The 23,270-nt window shown below is 43.5% G+C and carries 17 protein-coding genes and 1 pseudogene; 9 read left to right on the top strand and 9 right to left on the bottom strand.

The window, feature by feature from the left end; all coding sequences use genetic code 11:
• Positions 1-171: 171 nt before the first annotated feature.
• Positions 172-831: a hypothetical protein gene (locus R7127_RS23880; protein WP_097371730.1), complete on the top strand. Its 660-nt coding sequence runs from the start codon at positions 172-174 to the stop codon at positions 829-831.
• Positions 832-1,290: 459 nt separating this feature from the next.
• On the opposite strand, the gene R7127_RS23875 is transcribed toward R7127_RS23880, so the two are convergent.
• The 3 genes from R7127_RS23875 to R7127_RS23865 all read right to left on the bottom strand — a co-directional run bounded on the left by R7127_RS23875 (position 1,291) and on the right by R7127_RS23865 (position 4,095).
• The gene (locus R7127_RS23875; RefSeq protein WP_005378275.1) at positions 1,291-1,419 is read right to left on the bottom strand and encodes a hypothetical protein; all 129 of its coding nucleotides are present in this window, start codon (positions 1,417-1,419) and stop codon (positions 1,291-1,293) included.
• Between the two features lie 349 nt (positions 1,420-1,768).
• Positions 1,769-2,761, bottom strand: a complete 993-nt coding sequence (locus tag R7127_RS23870; RefSeq protein ID WP_262584459.1) for a cytochrome d ubiquinol oxidase subunit II — start codon at positions 2,759-2,761, stop codon at positions 1,769-1,771.
• 2 nt (positions 2,762-2,763) lie between these two features.
• Entirely contained in the window at positions 2,764-4,095 is a 1,332-nt protein-coding gene (locus tag R7127_RS23865; protein WP_005388402.1) for a cytochrome ubiquinol oxidase subunit I, read from the bottom strand.
• 816 nt (positions 4,096-4,911) lie between these two features.
• Between R7127_RS23865 and R7127_RS23860 the strand changes: the two genes are divergently transcribed.
• Entirely contained in the window at positions 4,912-5,160 is a 249-nt protein-coding gene (locus R7127_RS23860; protein WP_005378271.1) for a hypothetical protein, read from the top strand.
• Positions 5,161-5,165: 5 nt separating this feature from the next.
• On the opposite strand, the gene R7127_RS23855 is transcribed toward R7127_RS23860, so the two are convergent.
• Entirely contained in the window at positions 5,166-6,155 is a 990-nt protein-coding gene (locus R7127_RS23855) for a Solitary outer membrane autotransporter beta-barrel domain (protein WP_017820055.1), read from the bottom strand.
• 773 nt (positions 6,156-6,928) lie between these two features.
• On the opposite strand from R7127_RS23855, the gene R7127_RS23850 reads away from it, so the two are divergent.
• From R7127_RS23850 to R7127_RS23835, 4 genes are all read left to right on the top strand, one after another.
• The gene (locus tag R7127_RS23850; protein ID WP_005378266.1) at positions 6,929-8,566 is read left to right on the top strand and encodes a methyl-accepting chemotaxis protein; all 1,638 of its coding nucleotides are present in this window, start codon (positions 6,929-6,931) and stop codon (positions 8,564-8,566) included.
• Between the two features lie 466 nt (positions 8,567-9,032).
• Positions 9,033-10,172 carry an efflux RND transporter periplasmic adaptor subunit gene (locus tag R7127_RS23845; protein ID WP_054576390.1) on the top strand — a complete coding sequence of 380 codons (1,140 nt, stop codon included), beginning with the start codon at positions 9,033-9,035 and terminating at the stop codon, positions 10,170-10,172.
• 2 nt (positions 10,173-10,174) lie between these two features.
• Positions 10,175-13,336 carry an efflux RND transporter permease subunit gene (locus R7127_RS23840; protein ID WP_054576391.1) on the top strand — a complete coding sequence of 1,054 codons (3,162 nt, stop codon included), beginning with the start codon at positions 10,175-10,177 and terminating at the stop codon, positions 13,334-13,336.
• A gap of 187 nt (positions 13,337-13,523) precedes the next feature.
• On the top strand, positions 13,524-13,979 hold the full coding sequence (locus R7127_RS23835) for a MarR family winged helix-turn-helix transcriptional regulator (protein ID WP_017635039.1): 456 nt from the start codon (positions 13,524-13,526) through the stop codon (positions 13,977-13,979).
• Positions 13,980-14,023: 44 nt separating this feature from the next.
• Here the strand turns inward: R7127_RS23835 and R7127_RS23830 are convergent, their stop codons facing one another.
• A complete protein-coding gene (locus tag R7127_RS23830; RefSeq protein WP_213895485.1) occupies positions 14,024-14,980 on the bottom strand; it encodes an AEC family transporter in 957 nt (318 codons plus the stop codon).
• Positions 14,981-15,581: 601 nt separating this feature from the next.
• Here R7127_RS23830 and trpS point away from each other — a divergent pair.
• On the top strand, positions 15,582-16,604 hold the full coding sequence (gene trpS / locus R7127_RS23825; protein ID WP_318141827.1) for a tryptophan--tRNA ligase: 1,023 nt from the start codon (positions 15,582-15,584) through the stop codon (positions 16,602-16,604).
• Positions 16,605-16,688: 84 nt separating this feature from the next.
• Here trpS and R7127_RS23820 read toward each other — a convergent pair whose 3' ends face one another.
• Entirely contained in the window at positions 16,689-17,645 is a 957-nt protein-coding gene (locus R7127_RS23820; RefSeq protein ID WP_213895486.1) for an ATP-dependent dsDNA exonuclease, read from the bottom strand.
• Positions 17,642-18,970, bottom strand: a complete 1,329-nt coding sequence (locus R7127_RS23815; RefSeq protein WP_172563323.1) for a sphingomyelin phosphodiesterase — start codon at positions 18,968-18,970, stop codon at positions 17,642-17,644. Before R7127_RS23815 ends, R7127_RS23820 begins: the two co-directional genes overlap by 4 nt.
• A 292-nt stretch (positions 18,971-19,262) precedes the next feature.
• On the opposite strand from R7127_RS23815, the gene R7127_RS23810 reads away from it, so the two are divergent.
• Both R7127_RS23810 and R7127_RS23805 read left to right on the top strand, forming a co-directional pair.
• Entirely contained in the window at positions 19,263-19,529 is a 267-nt protein-coding gene (locus R7127_RS23810) for a hypothetical protein (RefSeq protein WP_005388970.1), read from the top strand.
• A gap of 155 nt (positions 19,530-19,684) precedes the next feature.
• Positions 19,685-21,313 carry a methyl-accepting chemotaxis protein gene (locus R7127_RS23805; RefSeq protein WP_047100808.1) on the top strand — a complete coding sequence of 543 codons (1,629 nt, stop codon included), beginning with the start codon at positions 19,685-19,687 and terminating at the stop codon, positions 21,311-21,313.
• A gap of 105 nt (positions 21,314-21,418) precedes the next feature.
• Here R7127_RS23805 and miaE (R7127_RS23800) read toward each other — a convergent pair.
• Both miaE (R7127_RS23800) and miaE (R7127_RS23795) read right to left on the bottom strand, forming a co-directional pair.
• Positions 21,419-22,057, bottom strand: a pseudogene (miaE, locus tag R7127_RS23800) (tRNA isopentenyl-2-thiomethyl-A-37 hydroxylase MiaE); the annotation flags it as partial.
• A gap of 68 nt (positions 22,058-22,125) precedes the next feature.
• The gene (miaE, locus tag R7127_RS23795) at positions 22,126-22,890 is read right to left on the bottom strand and encodes a tRNA isopentenyl-2-thiomethyl-A-37 hydroxylase MiaE (RefSeq protein WP_104975999.1); all 765 of its coding nucleotides are present in this window, start codon (positions 22,888-22,890) and stop codon (positions 22,126-22,128) included.
• Positions 22,891-23,270 lie beyond the last annotated feature (380 nt).

The raw sequence follows: 23,270 nt of genomic DNA, 5'->3' as shown, positions 1-23,270 counted from the left end.
CTAATGAGTACAGCTTAGAGGTTGCCAGAAGTTAGCCAGTACTTCTTAGTAGATTATTATTATAAGATTTAACTATCGTGAGGGACTATGCCTCTTAATTATTGCTATCTATCTGTTAGTTAATGTAATTTAGTTTCCATGATTGTGGCTGGTCTAGATTTAGGAGAAGGAATGCACAAGGAGTTTTTTAAGCCAGTAGCGGAGGCTATAACTCATAGAATGAAATCACCATTAGTAGGGACATTTATCCTATCTTGGGTACTGATAAATCACTCCTTTCTTCTAGAGTTTGTTTTCACATCACTAGACTCAAAAGTGATGTTAGCCAAGGAGTCTCGGTTCAGTTTAACAACAGACCTCATTTACCCCTTTGGTTTGACGCTACTTTACTTAGTGGTTGTTCCGGCTGTTCAATTAGGAGTTGATTGGTTGGTACTAAACACATTAGGTGACAGCCGCAAAAAACATGATTCACTAGTCTCTAGAAATGCGGTCGTATCAACTCAGGAGTATCAACAACGTCTGATGAATGAACAATTGACTAAATGGGATACGGATAGAACGGATTTATTAAGTCAGATAGATAACCTCAAGAAAGAGGTTGAAAGTTCTCGTTCTGAGTATAAGAAGATCAAAGATCAACACGACGTTCTTGAGATGCTGTATGAATCTAAAGATGAAGCAATAGACAAGGCGTTGGAGTCACTACAAAGATACCCTTTGAATCAAGGTTCTGACTATGCGGATGGTAGAGATGATCAAACTGTTATTGACGATACGATAAAGATACTTGAAGAAGTGAATCCACCAAAAGAAGAACGCCCGTTTTAGTTGCTACATCTTTTTGAGTAGGTCTTCATGAGGAAGATGCTTATTAAGGCTGCTCCTTGGGATTAATAGGGATGGTACAAAGAACTGGTACAAACCTTTAAAGTGGTATATATTTAAGTTGTTGATATTAATTGATTTAAACTTGGCAGCTTGCAATCGAGAGTTCGAATCTCTCACTCACCGCCACATTCTAAAAGGTCTGATTTGTCAGGCCTTTTTTCGTATCTACACTAAAGTAATGCGTAATTGAAAGTACACAAGAGTGCTCAAGGTGCAAGCGCCATTCTATCTACAAGCCAACTATTCACATCTCACCTCTATACAACGCCAAAATTGAAGATGCTATACAGAGGCAGCCATAATCTGATTGGTGCGGGTTAGCACATCCGCTTTAATCTAGAATTTAGCACCCATATCACATGAGGTATGAATACGGCCACAAGAATGAACGTAGTGCTACTAGATGCTAAGCAAAACAGCCATGAACACGAATACAACAGCAATCATACCAAAGAGATCTGTGTTTAGATTGAGGTCATCAGGGTTAAATTTTTCAATGCTTTGCGTCGTTTTGCATCTTATCTTCATGTTCTTGTCCTTATTTCATGTACGATTTCAACAGCAACATAACATGCAATTGAGTGTTCACAAGTCATAAAAAGCATAAGTATACTTGCACCACATTGAGCGCAAAAAATACTCAAAGCGTTTTAAAGTGGCGGTCTACCTTTTGTAACATCAAATATTCTTTCTGTTTTTGTGCCTGTATCGCTATAGTTGAGAAACGGTTATCTCGTTCTAGTTAGGAACAAACTACTGGCTGCCGCTACATTCTCTAAGCGTTCCCACTCAGTCGCCTTGGGTAGATACTTTAGTCGTTGAGTACTGCAAAAAAACGCCGCATGAGCAGCGGCGCTTTGTTGAGGAATTCCCTTTCCTACTTGTAGCTAAGCTCTGTCGCTTTGCCTTTGAAGATTCGATACACCATAAAGGTGTAAAGTAAAATCATCGGCATAACAATCATCACACCGTAGCCCACAATCATTAAGGTCGCAGGTGATGAAGCGGCTTCTTGTGCGGTCATTAACCCCGGCACAACTTCTGGGAAGAAGCTGTACGCAAGACCAAGAAAGCTCAACGCGAAAATGACGGTGACACCAAAGAAAGGCCAACGCACACCCAGATCATTCACCATTGGAACCTGACGCAAATAGCGATCAACGAGGAAGATGGTCGCCAACACAATCAATGGGACTGGGGCAAGCAACAAGACTTCTGGGAAGCTGAACCAACGCAGGGCAACTTGTTGATTTACAATCGGGTTTACAACGCTCACCACCAAAATTCCCAAGGCTGCTAACCAACCCGCACGACGAGACCAACGCGCCGAGCGTATTTGCAAATCACCTTCCGTTTTCAGTACCAACCATGCGCCACCGATGTAAACATACGCCGCCGTTACACAAAGTGCACTTAACCAAGCAAAGCCAAATGCTTCGGCTGATTGTTCAAATCCCATGATGTAACGGCCGACCATGTAACCTTGGGTTAGCGCGGTGACTAGAGATCCAATTCGGAAGCACCAATCCCAATGAGGTTTATGATCCGAGTTTGCTTTGGCTCGGAAGTCGAACGCTACGCCACGCATGATCAGAGCGATCAGCATAATCGCGGTCGGCATATAAAGCTCAGTCAAAATCAAGCTATGAGCGGTAGGAAAGGCAATCAGCAGAATACCGACGGCTAACACCAACCACGTTTCATTTGCGTCCCAGAACGGGCCAATAGACGCTATCATTCGGTCACGCTGAGCTTCATTATCACTTGGCAATAGGATGCCGACGCCAAGGTCGTAGCCGTCGAGCACGGCATACATAAAGACCGAGAAGCCAAGCAGCAGAAGATAAATTTCTGGTAGATAGTCGAGCATGATTAGGCCTCTTGTTGTGTCAGTGGGACTTCATGGGCTGCAACGTCTTTGCGCGCCAAATAGAATAGGGTATGGATGTACGCAACCAGCAATGCAGCATAAATGGCTAAGTACATAATGAGCGAAGTCATCACGCTACTGCTCGCAACCGTGGTGACGGCTTCGGATGTTCGCAATACACCGCTGACCAACCAAGGTTGTCGACCAATCTCAGTAACATACCAACCCGCCAGTGTGGCTATCCAACCAGAGAACGTCATGGCTAATACCGTGTACAGGTAAGGTTTAGGTAGCGCTTTTTTACGTGCTAGCTTCACCGCGCCATACCAGCTAACAAGCAACATAAGGACACCAACACCAACCATCACGCGGAAACCAAAGAACAAGGGCTTCACTGGCGGGTGGTCAGGTGCAAACTCGTTAAGTCCTTGGATTTCCCCATCTAAGTCATGCGTAAGAATCAAACTCGCCAGCTTTGGGATGCCCACTTCAAAATCATTGCTGCGAGTTTCTTCATTTGGCATCGCAAACAGAAGAAGAGGCGCGCCTTGCTCGGTCTCCCACACGCCTTCCATCGCTGCGATTTTTGCAGGTTGATGTTCAAGCGTGTTTAACCCGTGAAGGTCACCGACAAAGATTTGAATTGGGATGAATCCAGCCGCCGCGAACAGCGCGACTTTTAGGCCAAGTTTGGCTGAGCGGTGATCTGGCTTTTTCATTATTTGATAAGCTGAGATACCCGCAATCAAGAAGCTGGCAGTCAGCGCCGATGCTAATAGCGTGTGCAGAAGACGGTAAGGTAAAGAAGGATTGAAAATAACTTCCTTCCAACTGGTTACATGTACAATTCCGTCAATCACTTCATAGCCACTTGGTGTGTGCATCCAGCTGTTAAGCACTAGAATCCAAAACGCGGACATACTTGTCCCAACAGCAACCAGAACGGTGGCGAGAGTATGAACCCATTCCGGCACTCGTCCTCGTCCAAAAAGCATCACGCCAAGGAAGGTGGCTTCCATAAAGAAGGCGGTCATCACTTCGTATCCGAGCAATGGTCCTGCTACGTTACCGACTCGTTCCATAAAGCCTGGCCAGTTGGTACCAAACTGGAAACTCATCGTAATGCCGGATACTACACCTAAGGCGAAAGTAAGAGCGAATATCTTGACCCAGAAGTAATAAACATCGAGCCATACGGGGGCTTGGGTGCGGTTATATCGCCACTTGAAAAACACCAACATCCATGCCAACGCGATGGTGATGGTCGGGAAGAGAATGTGAAAGCTGATATTGGCCGCGAACTGGATCCGCGACAGCATGAGGGTATCTAACATCTTGGTTCCTCAAAAACGTGCCATACTAAAAATCGTGTCTATCTGTAATTTAGTTACGAAAAGTCGGGCAGTTTGGATTCATGTATCGAGAAATACAGGTGATTCTGTTTTCTTCTAACCATGATTTATATCAACTAAGGGAAAGAAAGGAGTGTAGGAAATTGTCTCAAAATGCCACTAATAGTCGCGAGAAGTGAGTAAAAGAAAGCAAATGTAACTGAAGGAGCATGGATTAAGATTAGTTCGAATTATCCTTATGATGGTTTCGATAATCCTGAAATAAAATTACAAAAACAATATTTTTAGTAAGGAAAATTGCCTTGCCTTCACTTTGAACCTCCATACTATTTATACACTAGTCATGTCGAGATCATCTCAAACACAGCAAACTTACTGGCAGTTAAGGTAGGAAACTTTAGCTAATTGATAAACTTAAAATTGCACTGCTAATGACATATGCATCATAAGTTCGTTAGCACTCGACCAGAAGTGCGATAGGCTACATTTTTATACTAGCGAACGATTTGGCGCTAGGTAATTCGGCTTTCACTAGATCAACAAGTCGACTGCGGACCATTTTCGATTTCTGATGAGTTTCAATCCAAACTGACACTTACTTTTCAGCAAGTGTGCTAGTGTCTTTCTTATTATTTATTAAATAATTAATAGATGCCGATATGGTAAAGAGAGTTGTGGACAGCTATCTCGAGCAGTAGACTGGCGCTAGCCAGAGAGTCTGACTTTGAGGGGGGCATTCTACATGAATTTTGGATTCTGCCACCGCAAAGCTGATATTGAATTTGATGGAGATGGATAATGAATGACAGTTGGGCTAATTTCTTTCCTTACTTTGCTGGAGCTTTTAAGCTTATTGTATTAGGGATAGGAGCCTACTTAGCCATTAAATGGCATTTTGACGAAGAGCGAAGGGTAAGAGAAGCGGAAGGTGTGGTGTTTGATAACCCAAGTCTCATGAAAAAGTTTGCGAAGACGCTAACTCTGCCATTCCTTTTGTGTCTTCTCGTTCTTCTTGTTATATATGCTACCAACTGGTTCCTGTATTGACGGCTTTATTGTTTGTTGTAGTAAAGCTGAATGCTGCCGCCTCTGAGAGTCGAGCCGTAGTTGAAGTTAACGCCTATGCCGAAATTGTCCAACCAATCAAAGGGCTTTGGTGCATAAAATAGCCATCCTATAGAAGCTTCGTAGTAATGCGGACTTCCCAGTTCATCGCTTAAATCATGCGAAAGGTCGACTCTTTTAATCCCGGTAAATAAAGCCTGCTCACCGTGATAAATATTGTAGTAACCGGTGATTTCATTAGATAGGTACCAACCTTTAGGGTTGCCTATATTGCCGTTATTTGCGCTTCCCCAGCTGTGCCCAATGAATGAATTCAATGTCGAACTGGCATGCCATTTCCCCCAAATTGTGGGAGACGTGTATTTGGCTTTAATGGATGGTTGAACTATTGCCGCCCATGCTGAAACGTTAACGGCACGGCCGTCTAGGATTCTTCCAATGATGGATGAAAGTTTATTATCGGTAGAGAATGAGTTTTTATAACGCATAAGGTGAGTCGTCGTTCTGGTGCTAAGGGTGACGTTTTCACTTGCTTTGTATAGATACCCATAACCAATCGATGCACCGTATGTCCTTTCCTTGAGAAGATCCTTACTTGTGCCGAATAGTTTGAGATCATTCTCTGTTTGTATCGTAAATGCCTTAAACGACAGCTCATGTAAGTCCTCGCTGCCCTCTATGTCAAAGTTAGTCGTGTAAGGGAGAACATATACGGATTTGCTTCGACGTTCATTGATTGACTCGTCAGTCCCGAACTCTGGGTTGGCGGTATCAAATAATGCATTCGGATCAAAGTCGCCAATACCAAACGCAATTGCGTCAGTGTCGGACAGCAAAACCGCGATAGAAAAACGTTGTTGGAGAAGGTTGCTAATTTCCTTATCTAGTGGATCCGCTTGAGCTGTGTTAGGAAGAGAGAGTAGGAGAGCGAGCGAAACGACTCGCCACTCCACTGAGGCGAAGTTGGGTTGGAACATTTTGGCTCTTTCAAATGGTTCATGCATGGAGTTTTTGGACGTACCGGTACGCTAACATTAGTTTAATCGTTGAATGGTCGGTGTAACTTTGAGAAATCTATGTTTTCTCATATTGATATGAAAAAGTTCCTTAAACGAGTTTAGCTTCAATGTGTATGCTGCACCAGATTTGTTTAGCAACATCATTCTTTTCTGAAGATGAGCAAGACTTTGTGACTAGGTTGCATTATTTTCTTTAATGCGTCTCTTGAGAGGAAAATAGCAAACTTTTTTATTGCCTTGGCGCTCAAGAAAATCTGAATCGTTCACTGTGCTACTGGTTAACTTCGAAAACTTGTAAGCATCCTGTCTGCCAACATCACGACTAACATCATCAAGGAGTACCCTTAAATACGTCAGATAAACAATGGTTTTTTTGAGCTTTAGAAGAAATGTTCGGACCTTTGCATATTCCGCGGTGGTGCTCAATCCAAGAACTGTGTTTTGTATGTGTTCTCAGTAAATCATTGAGTCGATCTATTCTTCAAAATGTGGTCCCTTTTAATTCACTTTCTGTTACATATTTTTCGTTTTGAAAGAGCATTTTAATTTGCATCTTTTGAAAAGATCTCTTTGTTAAATTTTGTATAAAATCAACTAATTGTTGAAATTAGAACCCTTGTCAAAAAGTCATTAGATTTCATGTTGAATAGCCTCTTTTACCTAATAGTATACTCTATTTGTTTGATATAATTTCCGGCAGTTTGTATACCATAAATAAAGAGAGTCTATTCATGTTCCAGAACTTAACGATCAAGCAGAAGATAGTGATTCCGCTGTCATTGATTATTGGATTGTTTATTGTGAGCTCTGTATTAAACGTTATGACAAGTTGGAAGCAATCTGAATTGAGTGAGACACTCAACGAACAGATCGTGCCGAACTTATTAACGATTGAGGATGCTTACCGCGATCTTTACCAAGCTACATCTGCAATCCAAGGTGTTGCTCTTTCTGATACTCAAACCGATATTGATCACCACATCGGTGAATACAAAGACAACGCATACAAAGCGCTGCCGCGTATGGAACAAATGATTGAGCTATCGCAAGCCGGTGTGACGCCTTCTACACATGGTAATGAAGTTCGAACGCTTGTCTCTTTGGGTGAAAAATGGTTAGCAAGTTATGAGGCGATGCTACGTTTACCTCAATCTCAATGGCGTGGTTACTACAATGAGCACAAACATACCTTTGAAGACCAATTTATCGAGGTTAGAGCGCAGCTTAACGTTGTAAAAGATGCAATAGAAGAAAAGCAAAGCCAATTGAAGGACGAAATATCAGCGGCTGCAACAAGAGCAGAACTCATTCTTGAAGCGGGCATTGTGATTGTTATTCTGGCCGCTATTGCGATGGCGTTTTTGTTGTTGCAAACGGTTGTGAAGCCTATCAATGATATTAAAAATGCGATGACAGAAATTGCGTCCGGTGAAGGTGATCTAAGTCAGCGAATCGATGTAAAAACACAAGACGAAATTGGCAATTTAGCAGACGCATTTAACCAGTTTGTGTCCAAAATTCAAGTGACAGTCGCTCAGGTAATTGAAAGCTCAAATACCCTACGTAACGAAATGGCAAATCTTAGCTCGTTGACCAAGACCATCGCGAACTCGACCGTTTCTCAGCAAAAAGATAGTGAGGCGGTAGCGGCGGCAGTGCACGAAATGCAAGTCACCAGCAGAAATGTAAGCGATAGCGCTAACGAAGCCGCGGTTGCGAGCCAAACAGCGAATGATGAACTTACCAATACCAATGTTATTTTGGATCAAACGGTTAGCTCAATTCGCAGCCTCGCAAGTGAAATCGAAAGCGCAAGCCACGTCATTAACACATTGGATCATGATGTGAGTAACATTGCGTCCGTACTGGATGTAATTCGTGGTATTGCCGAGCAAACAAACTTATTAGCGCTTAACGCAGCCATTGAAGCGGCTCGCGCTGGAGAGCAAGGGCGAGGCTTTGCTGTGGTAGCGGACGAGGTTCGTTCTTTAGCCAGTCGTACGCAACAGAGTACGGGAGAAATCCAAACCATGATTGAAAAGCTACAATCTGGTGCAGGACAAGCTGTAGAAGTGATGCGCGGTAGCCAAAATAGCAGTGATGAAACGATCAAGTCCGCTGGCCGAGCGAGTGAATCCCTTTCTGAAATCTTGAACGCGATTTCACGTATGAACGAGATGAATACACACATTGCAACGGCTGCGAGCCAGCAAAGTACAGTAAGTGACGAAGTAAATAGCAACGTACAAGGCATTGCAGACAGTAGCACTTCAATTGTGGAAATCGTAAACCAAGCGCAAGCTTCTTTAGCCATGTTGTCAGAGCAAACTCAACGTTTAGATCATCAGGTCAGTCAGTTCAAAGTATAAGCTTGAGAACAGCAATCTCACTGACGAAATAACCCGCTTCTTAGCGGGTTATTTTTTAGATAAGTGGCGAACCTGACTTGTGAAATTTCGACTATATTTACATTCCTTTCTCACTTTAGTTCGTATACCAGAGTGGGCAAATAACCCTAGACAGCGGTAACAAACTCTGTACAGCGTGATGATGCTTTTATCATCACTTTTGCTGCTTTTTAACCATTGCAATTGCACACAGGAAAATGTGATTTCCAACCCAAAATCTTCAAATTTGAGAACTTCATAACACCTTTACCATAAACGTTTTTCGTAAGCGTATAGAACTGTAAATTTTGTTGTATGTACAACACTGGGTATTTATCATCCTAATTAATTTGTTCTGGATATACATCCATTAGTCATTATTAAGTCATTCTAGAAGCTTTTAATAAGGAATCTTGAAGGCTTGTCGGTAGATAAGAGAGAAAAATTCATGAGACGTAAAACCACGCTATCTCTACTGATTGCGTCGAGCCTTTTTGTGGTTGGATGTCAACCTAGCGAAGAAGGATCGAGCCAAGGTGGGGGGGCTGCGCCCGTAACCGAAGTAGAAGTGTTAACAGTGCAGCCAACGCGCCAAGCATTGACAGTAGAGTTGCCGGGTCGTAGCAGAGCATTCAAAGAAGCAGAAGTTCGTCCGCAAGTCACTGGCATTATTTCGGAGCGAAATTTTGTTGAAGGTGGCCTTGTTGAACAAGGACAGTCGCTATATCAAATTGATGATTCATCATTTCAGGCGGATTTGCTGAGCGCTGAAGCGGAATTAATCCGTGCGCAAGCTGCGGCAGAGTCGACCTATGCCACGGTGAAGCGTTACAGAACCTTGATCACCAAAAAATCCATCAGCCAACAAGACTTGGATGAAGCAGAAGCGGCATACAAAGAAGCGAAAGCGCAGGTCCTAGTCGCAAAAGCCAAGATCAACACAGCAAAAATCAACTTAGATTATACGCAAGTCAAAGCTCCGATTAGCGGGGTGATCGGTAAATCGAGTGTGACAGCGGGTGCGTTGGTTACGGCTAACCAAGCTGCCAAATTAGCGACCATTCAACAGCTTGACCCTATCAATGTTGATATTGTGCAATCATCCGCGCAACTGCTGCGTTTGAAAGCATCACTCTCCCAAGGCCATATGCAAGAAGATGACTCTGCGCAAGTTACATTGATGCTTGAAGATGGCAGCACTTACGAACACAAAGGCACAATGAAATTTACTGAGGTCAATGTGAACGAAAGTACGGGCAGCGTGACGCTTCGTGCCGAATTCCCAAACCCTGACGGTTTGTTGCTACCTGGAATGTTTGTTCGTGCGACGGTCATTACTGGTGTCGACCCTGATGCGATTCTAATACCACAAAATACGGTATCTCGTGATGCGACAGGTAAAGCGACAGTGATGACGGTTAATGGCGAGAACAAAGTGGAAGCGAAACCAGTGAAGACTGCCGAAGCGATCAATAGCCAATGGCGCATTATTGATGGTTTGAACGCGGGTGATAAAGTCATTACCGCCGGTTTACAAAAGGTAGGGCCAGGCAGTTCGGTAACTATCCAAAACGGTGAACAGGAGTAATCATGGCACGATTTTTTATCGATCGTCCGGTATTTGCTTGGGTTCTCGCGATTCTAACGATGTTGGCGGGGGTAATGTCATTATTCAATTTACCCGTCTCGCAATACCCAACGATTTCACCGACGACGATCACCATCAGTGCTCGCTATCCAGGTGCATCAGCAAAAACCGTTGAAGACTCGGTAACGCAGGTTATCGAGCAAAACATGACAGGATTAGATTACCTTCGCTACCTATCATCGAGCAGTGATGCATTTGGTAATGCGACAATTACCCTGACGTTTGATAGCGAAGCTGATCCTGATATCGCGCAAGTACAGGTGCAGAACAAACTGCAATTGGCATTGACTTCATTGCCGATGGAGGTACAAAATCAAGGTATTGTCGTAAATAAATCCAATACGGCATTTCTCATGGTTGTCGCAGTTTATTCTGAAGATCCAGACTTTACAGAAAACGATATCGGCGACTTTGTTGTAACGAATATTCAAGACCCGATAAGTCGTGTAACTGGTGTCGGACAAGTGCAGGCGTTTGGTGCGCAGTATGCGATGCGAGTTTGGCTGGATCCATTTAAGCTTACGCAATTCAACTTGACCGCAATCGATGTAGCGAACGCGATCAGTGAACAGAACGCGCAAGTTTCTTCAGGTCAACTTGGTGCAGCACCTGCGCAGGAAGGCCAGTTGTTGAATGCAACGATTTCGTCTGCAAGTCGTTTGAGCAGTGTGGAAGAGTTCCAAGACATCATTCTTAAGTCTGACGCCAGTGGTTCTAATGTTTATTTGAAAGATGTTGCTCGTGTTGAACGTGGTGCAGAAAGTTATGATATTCGAGGCCAATATAATGGCTTCCCAGCATCGGGTTTAGGTATTTCATTAGGTACTGGCGCAAACGCGCTTGAGACAGCCAATGCGGTAAAAGAGCGCTTAGACCAACTGAGTGCTACGTTCCCAGAAGGGTTGCAGATTGCTTACCCATTTGAAACGACGCCATTCGTCAAAGCCTCGATTCAAGAAGTGGTTAAAACGCTATTAGAAGCCATTCTTCTTGTGTTCTTAATCATGTATCTGTTCTTGCAGAACTTCCGTGCGACGATCATTCCAACGATCGCAGTGCCTGTCGTACTGCTCGGCACCTTCGCTATTTTGTACGCGACTGGATTTAGCGTAAACACGTTAACCATGTTCGCGATGGTTCTGGCTATCGGTTTGTTGGTGGACGATGCCATCGTTGTGGTGGAAAACGTCGAGCGTGTGATGCATGAGGATGGGTTAGAGCCCAAAGAAGCGACCAAAAAATCGATGGGACAGATCACTGGTGCCCTGATTGGTGTCGGTTTGACGCTTTCAGCGGTATTCGTCCCTATGGCGTTTATGTCTGGTTCTACCGGGGTTATTTACCGTCAGTTTTCAATAACTATTGTGGCGGCTATGACGCTTTCCGTTTTGGTTGCGATAATTCTGACTCCAGCATTGTGTGCTACGTTGCTGAAAAAAGGCGATGCTGAGCTTCTAGAGAAGAAAGGCTTCTTTGGCTGGTTTAACCGCAAGTTTGATGCGATGACAGCAGGCTATGAAACCGGCGTTGCCAAACTTCTAAAACGCACAGGTCGCATGTTGGTTGTATTTTTGGCAATGAGTGCAGGTGCTGGCTGGTTATTTATGAACCTTCCAACGTCATTTTTGCCAGATGAAGACCAAGGCACAGTATTCTCAATGGCTATTTTGCCGCCTAACTCAACACAAGAACAGACGGAAAAAACACTTGAGAAAATGCGTGACTTTTACCTAGTAGACGAAAAAGACAATGTAAAGTCAGTCTTCTCCGTTGCTGGATTTAGTTTCGCAGGCCAAGGCCAAAACATGGGGATGGCATTTATCGGTCTGAAAGATTGGTCTGAGCGTGAAGCGCCTGGCGCCGATGCCGCTTCCATTACTGGTCGAGCGATGGGGTACTTCTCTACCATTAAAGAAGCTTTGGTGTTTGCGTTCGCCCCTCCAGCGATTCAAGAGCTAGGTAACTCGACAGGTTTCGATTTCTATCTCCAAGACTCGTTGAATAAAGGGCACGATGCATTAGTTGCGGCTCAAGGGCAACTTCTGGGCATGGCAGCACAAAACCCGAAACTTGTCGGTGTTCGTCCAAACGGTCAGGCAGATGCGCCAATGTACAAAGTTAACATTGACCACGTCAAACTTCGTGCTTTGGATGTCAGTATCAATGACGTAAACCAAATCCTGTCAGCTGCATGGGGCGGGGCTTACATTAACGATTATATTGATCGCGGTCGTGTGAAGAAAGTGATGGTGCAAAGTGATGCGGAATACCGCATGCAGCCAAAAGACTTCGATTCATGGTACGTACGCAACGCTAAAGGAGAGATGGTGCCTTTCTCTGCTTTTGCGAGTGGCGAGTGGACCTATGGTTCTCCTCTTTTGCAGCGCTTTGATGGTTTGCCAGCAATGAATATTCAAGGCGGTGCAGCTCCTGGTGTAAGTACTGGTGAAGCCATGGAAGAAATTGAAGCAATGGTAGAAAAGCTACCAGAAGGTTTCACGGTGAACTGGAATGGTATTTCGTATGAAGAGCGCCTTTCCGGAAACCAAGCGCCGATGCTATATGCGCTATCTATCCTCGTCGTATTCTTAGTTCTCGCCGCTTTGTATGAAAGTTGGTCAGTACCTTTCGCCGTGGTGTTAGTTGTGCCTCTTGGTGTGCTTGGTGCTGTGCTCGCGGTAATGACGCGAAGTATGGACAACGATGTGTTCTTCCAGGTGAGCTTATTAACGACGGTCGGCTTGGCAACCAAAAACGCCATTCTGATTGTTGAGTTTGCAAAGGACTACTATGAGAAAGGCGCTGGGCTTATCGAAGCAACCTTACATGCTGTTCGCGTTCGTCTGCGCCCAATTATCATGACATCGCTTGCTTTTGGTTTGGGTGTGGTACCACTTGCTATCAGTTCAGGTGTGGGATCGGCAGGTCAAAACGCAGTAGGTACCGGCGTACTTGGTGGCATGATCAGTGCCACGATATTGGGTATATTCTTCGTCCCAATCTTCTTTGTAGTGGTTGAGCGATTGTTTGATCGACGTGCGAGAAAAGAGTCGGAGGCAGAGTTGTCTGAGACCAGCACTAAACCCACTCAGCAAAGCGAGTAGGACTTGCTTGTTTTAACTGAGTTATACTAGTGATAATAAACACGATTAAAGGGCGCTTCGGCGCTCTTTATTTTATGTTTTCACTTGGTGGTTACCGTCTATGACGCGAGCCTGAAAGACGGCGTGTTGTGTGCAGTATCAGCACAGCCTTTTCGGCCGAATGAAAGCCTAAAGAAGAAAAACGACGATGAAAGATCAGAAAATTTCCCCAATTTCCGTTTTGGATCAAAGCCCTATGTTTGTCTGCGGTGTGATGCAGCGCATGTACCGCAATCGTGCCCAAGCCGAGCTGTCTCGGCAAAATTTGATGACACTAGAAATGGCAAGTGCACTGGCCGCTTTAGAAGAATTTCAACCTATGAGCCAGCAAGCGTTGGCTGATGCGGTTCGAACTGAGCGAAGTGTAGCAAAGCGGATGGTGGACAATCTGGAAAAGAGAGGGTTTGTTCAAGTTTCTAAAAGTAAATCGAATCAGCGCCTTAAAATGCTAAGCATGACAAAAGAGGGAGCAAATGCTTTAAAGCAAGTTCATCAAATCATGACGAATTTACAGAAAGAGTTTTTTTCTTGTTTGTCGGAATCTGAAGCGAGTGAATTTTTTCGTCTGGTAAGAAAGCTCACTTTTGCGAATCACGACCAGTAACTGACATCAATGCCGTTTAGCGTCTTTATTTTATCGCGGACCAATTATATTAAGCTGTAGAACTTAAGAAATAGGATGCCCAACGTACAGGTCACGGTAGAAAGCACCGTAGTGAGTGCGATGATATTTGCAGCTAACGTGGCATTGCCTCCCATGGAACGCGCCATGACATAGCTGGCAGCAGCGACTGGAGAGGCGTTCATAAAGAAAAGAATACCTAGCTCAATTCCTCGAAACCCTACTAAGTAAGCTCCCATGGTGATGATGACTGGCGCTACGATGAGCTTGTAACTGCTCGCAAACCAAGATGGACCTTTCTCTTTTCTCATCAAGCTAAAGTCAAGTGAGCCACCCGTACACAACAGCGCCAAAGGCAATGTCATTTTGGACAAGTAGTCTCCTGCGTCAATAACCACATTCGGTACTGGAATAGCGAGTAAATAAAAAGCCATTCCTAGAACAATGGAGATTATGAGCGGATTCCTAGTCAGTGTTCGGCCCATCATCTTTGCTGCTTGCGAGGCAGACGTTGCCCCCTTGGGCGATAAGCAAATTACCGCTTGGACGTTATAAATAAATGTGGTGACCGCGACATAGAGCGCTGCTAGCGCCACACCTTGAGAACCATACGCATTGGCAACGTAAGCGATACCAATAATACCTGTATTTGCTCGGAACCCACCTTGGATGAGAACGCCTTGGTCAGGCGATGCTTTGAACAGAAGTTTGACGGAAAGGTAGGTGAAAATGAAAAACGAAATATTAGCGATGACGCCGAAATTGACGAATCCACTTGCCGCGGAAAAGTCGTGTTCTGAAGCCACAATGCTGACAAATAACATTGCAGGCAAGGTAACTTGAAACACCAGTTTAGAGCCTACTTCGATAAAATTATCGTTGATTAGACCAAAGCGCTTAAAAAGAACGCCAAGTACCAACATCAAACAGATAGGTCCGGTTATCGACAAAGAGAATTGCAACTGATGTAAAACAGCTTCCATGTAAGTATCCGCAGCAAAAGAAAAAAGTGTTCCTGTTGCCTATTAAGCCACAAACCCGGAGGGTAGGACAGTAACGTGATGAAATTTTCTTCTGTTGTAGGTTCCGGAGTCATTTACACTCCAAGTTATGGACGAGGTCCCAATTTAACAAAGCGGTACTGGTCCTACGTGCGATATGTTGGTTAACTCGTTGTCGTGATGCATCCACATGCGTATTAGATGTGAGGGCTGGTCATCGTAGTTATGGATAGGAGTTCATCAATGAAAAGGAAACACAACAAAACTGTACTGTGTGCGTTTGTCTCTGGTTCGGTATTTGGTGCGGTTTTGGTCATTGCGATGTCTTTACCAATGTAATCCTATTAATTGGCTGTTGGAACACTCACACTAATTCAGTACAAAACAGATTGAGTTCTGCGGTATGTGCTGTTAGTTTAAAAAACATGAAAATACACGTTAGCCCTTCATTAACAACCTTCTCTTGGTGGCGCTCTAAATAGAGCGGCGCGGAATACTTACATTCTTAAGCTGCTGGATGGTAGCTAAGAGTGTTTGATCTTTTTATCTCCAGTAGCGATCTATTAAATACTTGGAGACAAATATGAATACCCATAAAAATACATCTCAGCGTGAAATTATACTTACCGGAGATCGAGCAACAGGTCCATTACACCTAGGGCACTATATTGGTTCATTGCAACAACGAGTCAAATTGCAAACGGAGCACGAGCAAACGATCTTGGTCGCGGACATGCAAGGGTTGACGGATAACGCGCATAATCCATCAAAGGTATCCTCTAATATTCTCAATGTCGTTGCAGATTATTTGGCTGTTGGTATCAACCCCGCTCAAACTACGATCACGTTGCAATCTCAAATTCCAGCGTTAGCCGAGTTGACAATGTATTACAGTAATCTTGTTTCTATCGCACGATTAGAGCGAAACCCCACGGTTAAAAATGAGATTCAAAGTAAAGGCTTTGAACGCTCTATTCCCGCAGGCTTTTTAACGTATCCAATTTCTCAAGCTGCTGATATTACGGGGTTTCATGCGACGCTAGTACCAGTGGGTGATGACCAACTGCCGATGTTAGAGCAAACTAATGAAATCGTGAGAAAAATAAACCATCTGGGTGGAAAAGAGGTTCTTAGAGAATGCCGTCCATTACTTAGCGATGCACCTCGTTTGCCGAGTACTGACGGTAAAAATAAGATGTCTAAAAGCATGGGGGACGCAATCAACTTAGGGGCCTCCGAAAAGGAGATTTCCGCGGCAGTGAAATCTATGTATACCGATCCCAATCATCTGAAAATTGAGGACCCTGGCCAAGTCGAAGGGAATATTGTATTCATCTACCTCGATGCTTTTCATCCTGATAAAAATTATGTCGAACAGCTAAAAGACCATTATCGACGAGGTGGGTTAGGTGATGGTTTGACCAAGAAAGTGTTAGAAGAATGCTTACAAGAGATGCTTCGCCCTATTCGAGAAAAGCGCGCTATGTATTTGAATGATAAAGCGCAGCTGATTGATATTTTAAAACAAGGTAGTGAGCGTTCTCGCGAGAAAACCGAAAAAGTGCTATTTGATGTGAAAGATGTATTTGGTTTAAATTTATTCTGAATTAAAAGTAGAGAGTTGAACATAAGGCACGACGGCTGGTTAGCAACGTGCCTTTTTAAGTTCCCAGCCAGTCAAAGCGCATTGTTAAGAAGAAAAAAATTCACGACGAAAATCCGCGACTTCTTGTTGGTAATAGCTTTGCCATTCCGGTTCTGACAAATTTGAATGGCTTGTGGCTCTCTCTTTTCTGAGCCTGGACTCAAGTTGTTGCAATGCTTGTTGGTAACCTCTGACTTGCTCTTTTTGCTCAGCAATTTGTTGCTCACGAGCGTGAATCTCTTCGCTTTCGTCCTTCGTTAAGTAAGTTTTTTGCAGCTCTGCGATGATAGTTTGGCGATCTGGAAAGCTCATGCTATTGGGTATCAGGGCGACTGCACGCTCATATTTTTCCTGGTCGCTTGTTAGCCCGATAGCATCTGCATGTTCTTGCCAGTCAATGGTGAGTTGCTCGAAAGATCGCAAAAAGTTATCTGGGCTTTGAGTGTCCAGCTTTTGGGCTTCTAAGTTGAAATCGTACAGCGCGAACTCATCCGCAAAAACAACATCAGCCAATTCCCCCCAGATGCTTCTTGCTTCGTTCTTCAGCTGTGCAACACGCGACACCAGTGATTGTTGCTCATCAAATAACAAATTTCCTACACTCTCTTGCCATTGGCTGCTGAGCTGAGGGTAGTTCGCCAAAAGCTGGAATCGAGCTAAAGATAAATGCGCCTCAAACAAGGCGATCTGCTCTTCACAACTACGGTTCAACATACACTCATGCCAAAACGTCTCAAGTTCAGCGACAAGTTTCCTGCCTTTGAGTTGAGTTAATCGCTCAGTCGTTATTTGAACTGTGGAAGGGAGCTTAGTTGTTTGTGGTGAAGTATCCGTATCGGGCACGATGCTGCTTGTTTGTGGTGATGTACTGGAGACACTCTGATTTTTTGTCTTAGGGGAAGGATAGGAAGCGAGCTCTTCTTTTTGAACATCGTGATTGAAAGTTAAAAATATCATGCCCGCCATAATGGCGGACATGATTATCAAAGCGATTTTCTTCATGGCTTGATTGTTGCGCTTACTGGGAAATGGTCAGAAAGGTTGTAGTGTTTCCATAAACTCTCTGCGGTTGTGCGCGGCACGTCTACACGGTTGTCATTGAATGATTTCACCCCGTATTCACTACTCACCATAACATAGTCAAGGTATTCCACGTTTTCGCCACCTGATAACGCTTCACCTGCGAAGTTATTGATACGGGGATCAAAGGTTGACTCCGTGTAACCAGAGTACTGAGGCTCTATGGCGCTTAAGTTAGCGATCATTTGTTGGTAGTCACCAGGGAACTTTCTTTTGTTTACGTTAAAGTCGCCGCTGTATACCACAGTTTCGCTCGAAGGAATGTCAAGAGATTGGGCGAGTGCGCGGATTTGTTTGAACTGGCGCTGACGATACTCACGGGCGGTGTCTGTATCGAAAGATGCGGTATGGGTAGCAAACACATGGTAAGCCTGACCACCTTTAATTATTTCCGCATAATTTACGCCTTTATCGGCAAAGCAGTCTGTACCAGAGCAATCGGGAAAGACATATTGCGCTTCGTTCACGATAGGGTAGCGACTAACTATGATTACGCCACCATCATGAATATTAACGCCTTCTTTATCTAACATCTTTGTTTGGTAAGGATATTCCTTGGCTAACTCACGTAAGAATGCTTCACGGCCGCTGGCAAACACCTCTTGCAGCGCCAAAACATCGTAACCTTTTACATGTTGAGGAATCAGTTCGTAACGATCTCCAATGTGCGATGCAATAGCCGTCAACGCCCAGATGTTATAAGTCATCAACTTAAGGTTTTGTTCTTCGTTGTCGACAGACTCCGCTACCTTGCTTGGCGTGATGGTGTAGTAAAGATCATCATATCGAGCGGTACTGTCTGACTTAAATGCCAGTTCGGTTTCTCTCGCACCAAAAGCGTTAGTGTTGGCACGATGAATGTTACGATTATCTTTGAGTGATAACTCGACATCGGCTGCGGACAAGCCGTATTCAATGGTCGAATTGTACCAATGGCCTTCCATTATTTGATTGAGTGTTATGCTTTCACCTTCGGGGCTAGAAACCACCGTTTCAAAACGGTAAGTTTGATTTGATTTCACGCCCTCCCAGCGGTTGAAGCTTAATACAGATTTAGTTTCCCACGGACCAAGTACCTGCACATGTTGTTGCCACTCTTCTCCGTATTGAAGCAAATCACTGCCTTCATGTTTTACTTGAATAGTTAACGGTTGATCAGAGTTATTCGTTAGGTAAACGTCGGTATCTGCAATGCAGGGTAACGCTATCAAGCTACTTAATAAAAGGCTCCACTGCGAAAATTTCATCTTATTTTTCCATCATTTGAACTAGAGCAATCATTCTTGTTTATAAATGTTACTTGCACGTTAAATATGGATGACATTTAAGCCAGCGCTGAAAATTGTTATCAGAATGTGATCTTTATTCAATGGTTAGGATGGGGGTATTGAGTGTGTGGCCGTTGAAGCGGTGGAAAAATAATACCAACAGTCAACGAATTGCATTCACTGCAATCAAGCTGTCATCTTTGCTCTATAAGTTGTGCGGCGTCATTCATCTAGCCATATGGCTAGAACTCAAATTGATAGATGGAGCACCATGGCTAGAGCAGTAAATCCAACCGATGAAACCATCATTAAATTGTTACAAGAGCAAGGTCTGATTAGAAGTGAAGCAGAAGCGCGTTTAAAGAAAGAGGTGTACCGCTTGCAGCCTAATGAGATAGCAAAAGTAAAAAATTATGCCCAGCATTTTGGGATAAACGCGAAAGAAAAGCTCATCGATGAGATCTTGGATCTGCGCCGAGAAGCGCTCATGAAAAGATGTAGACACAATACGGAGCATACGAGCCTATCTCTAAAATAGCTTGTGATAAAACTATCAATTACTGGTCAAGATTTGATCTCTCAAGCCGATGTATATAAGAGCGTTCAATGATATCGAGCGCAAAAAACAGTGTGTTTTAGAGGTTAAGCTTTCACTTAAGTGAGAGGTTTGGAAAGGCTGCGGGGAGAAAGTGCATGCGTATTAAAGACTTAAGTGTCGTAAAGAAAATATCGGTTAGTTATTTAACCGTTTTTGCCGTGTTTGGTTTAGTGTCAGTAATGTTGGTGCAAGGTTTGTTAACACTGAATAAAGACATCTCAGTGTTAACAGATAAAAGTTTACCTTCTGTTGCGATTTTGAAAGGTATCCAAGTTGATATTACTAAAGTGCGTAAAGATGAGTTCTCTTTATTGCCAAACGCAAATCACCCCAAAATTGGTGAGTGGTTAAAAGGCCTCGACCAATGGCGTTCTGATGTGCAGGCTGGTATTGCAGAATACGAAAAGCTCGACCTTAATAAGCGTGAAACGCAGTCTTTTAGCGTTTTTAAAGAAACTTGGAATCAATACATCAAAGAAACGAAGACTTACAACGCACTGCTAAGCCAAGGTGATGCTGAAAGTGCAAATGATGTAATTTTATCAAGTTTCGATACCTACTCAAAAGCGTTGAGCAGCTTGGATGATACCCTCGCGTTGAACGATGAGTTGGTGAATTTGATTGGTGAAGAAGTACAAAGTGAAGCGGCATTTACACAATACAGCGCTGCTGTTGGTGCGCTTGTCGTCGCATTGGTCATGGTAATGTCTGCCATGTTGCTTTCTCGAGTCATCTGCGGGCCTGTTGATCGAGCATTGGAATTCGCTTCCAAAATCGCCAAGGGTCAATTGAATAATCAAATCGACGAAAGCGAATTGAGCAAAGACGAGTTAGGAACGCTGCTCAAAGAGCTTGTCGGTATGCAAACAAACTTACATTCGTTGGTTTCTGAGATTAATGACTCAACGATTCAGCTAACGGCAGCAGTAGAGGAAGTGAGTGCTATTTCTTCTCAGACCGCCTCTGGTATGCAAAATCAACAAATTGAACTTAGCTCGGTGGCTTCTGCGATGACAGAGATGCAAGCTGCTGTAAGTGAAGTGGCACAAAATACCGAAGTTGGCGCAACCTCTGCTTATTCGGCTGCGGAAGTGGCAAAGCAAGGAACGGCGACGTTACAACAAACTATCGCAGTAATTGAGCGTGTATCACATACGATCCAAGAATCAGATGAACTGGCACGTGAGCTTGAATCGAGCTCAAACAATATCAATGTGGTCGTCGATGTGATCCGCGGGATTGCCGAGCAAACAAACTTGTTAGCACTGAACGCCGCAATTGAAGCCGCTCGGGCTGGTGAACAAGGACGTGGGTTTGCTGTTGTGGCAGATGAGGTTCGTTCTCTGGCGCAACGCACTCAAGACTCCACTTCACAAATTGTGGAAATTGTTAATCAACTACAAGAGAGCAGCAGTAAAATAGGGCATTCAAGCCGCGATTGTCAGGAGGGTATTTCTCAGTGTGTTGAGCAAGTTAATGACGCTGATAGCCAGATAAAAGAAATTGAACATTCTGTCGATAACATAGCGCAAATGAGCACACAAATCGCAACGGCGTGCAGTGAGCAGAATTCTGTATCCGAAGAGCTGAATCGCAGTGTGGAGCATATTAATAGTGCTTCAACAGAGATGGCTGAGGGAGCTTCACAAACGGCTGTGGCTTGTCAGCAGATTAGTAGCCTAGCGCACAACTTGAAAACTCGAATGGGTTCATTCCAGCTCTAGTTGTTGTGTTTCAGCTTTATTCCTAACCCCGTTGCCACAAAAAATAAGCCGGACGAAATGTCCGGCTTATTTATTCTCTGTCGATATAAGTTCAGAGTATGCTCGCTAGGCTGGAATACCACTGTGAAACTTAAAATCTGTATCTGGCGTAGAAATTAAATCTGCCTCTATACGTCCAAAGTAGGCGATGCGCTCGCTGATATCTTTGCCTGCGATTTGCTCCGCTAATACAAGATAATCCTGGTAATGGCGTGCTTCTGAACGTAATAAAGAAATGTAGAACTTTGCGATATCGTCATCCATATGTGGTGCTAGTTTGGCAAAACGCTCACAAGATCGAGCTTCGATGTACGCACCAATGATGAGTTTATCGATCAGCGTTTCCGGCTCATGAGTCTTCATATGCGAAATCAGTCCTTTAGCATAACGACTTGCTGGAATATTTTTGTACTCAATTCCACGACTTTCCATGATCTCTAAAACTTGATAAAAGTGGTGTAACTCCTCTTTTATCAAAAGCACCATCTTATCGATCAAATCTTGGCTATATGGTGAGTCGGACTTAGCCATGATTGACTTAGAAATATTGCTCTTGCCTTTTAAAGTTTCCAATGAGCCTACGTTACGGTAAGCAAAATCTTCGTAGGGCTTAAACCAGTCAAGTAGAGCATGTGAACTGGATTGATCAACGGCATACTTACGAATTAAAAACATGGCAGATTGGCCAGCTTTTAGCTCACTTAAAGAATACGTGTGCACATTGTGATAAAGTGATATATCTAACTGATTTTAATCAGGTAAATTATCAAGGGTTATTTTAAGTTTGGTAAACCTGAGTGAAACCTAAATTCTGAATCACCAGTAGAAATTAACTGAGCTTCAACATTGGCGAAGTGTTCAATACGTTCAGAAATATCTTCACCTGCGATCTGTTCTGCCAGTTCCAAGTAGTCTTGATAGTGTCGTGCTTCTGAGCGAAGCAATGAGATGTAGAACTTCTGGATTGGCTCGTCAAGGTACGGTGCAAGCTTGGCAAATCGTTCACAAGAACGCGCTTCAATGAATGCACCAATAATCAGCTTGTCGATAAGTGCTGCTGGCTCAAAAGTGCGAATATGTTTAATCATTCCCTTAGCGTAACGACTTGCTGTGATCGGGCGATATTCTAAACCTTGCTTTTCGATAATCTCTAAAACTTGGTAGAAGTGATGTAGCTCTTCTCTAATTAAAAGAACCATCTTATCGATCATATCTTGCCCGTAAGCACAGCCATCTTTTGGCTTGATTGATTTAGAGATGTTGCTTTTGCCTTTCAGAGTTTCAAGACTACCAATACCTTTGTAAGCAAAGTCCTCGTATGGGCGCACAAGCTTTGTGATTTGATTTTTACCCTCATCAGTAAGGGCATAGCGTTTAAGAAGGAATACTGCGCTCTGAGAGGCTTTCAATTCACATAGAAGATGATCCCGCAGAATGATAGATAGATTTTCTGGCTTACGTGCTTCATCAATCCATTCAATCGGGGTTGAACATTTTAAAAAAATGTATATAGGCTTTAATAACTGATATTCAAACATCATTTTAATTTTTGTTAGATAATAAACTACCCATTTTATCATGAGACTTTTAAATTGCTTTAAAAATGCCAAAATAAACTTGACAAATTGAAAAAATAAATATTGACATTTGGAGCTAATTACTGTTACTATTTCCAACGTTGAAAAAGCTAATCACTTTTTCCTCCTCTCAAAATTGATAGTCGTGGTGCGCCACTTCTACCTCCAAAATATTAAGCAAGAACGGCTTATCTGCAGTGTGCAGATTCATGTTCAACAATCTAAAAAGCACTCTTTTCGCAAGGATCATCGTTCGCTTTGTTAATTCAAAGTGCAGGGATAGATCTATCTGCTGAATCAGAACTACCTTTTAGTTGTTGTCATACCGCCCTCTTATTGCT

Origin of the sequence: Vibrio sp. 1159 (assembly GCF_033340395.1) — a bacterium.
Classification (GTDB): Bacteria; Pseudomonadota; Gammaproteobacteria; order Enterobacterales; family Vibrionaceae; genus Vibrio; species Vibrio alginolyticus.
The sequence above is the reverse complement of the archived record's forward strand: the minus strand, read 5'-3'. Positions and strand labels throughout refer to the sequence as shown.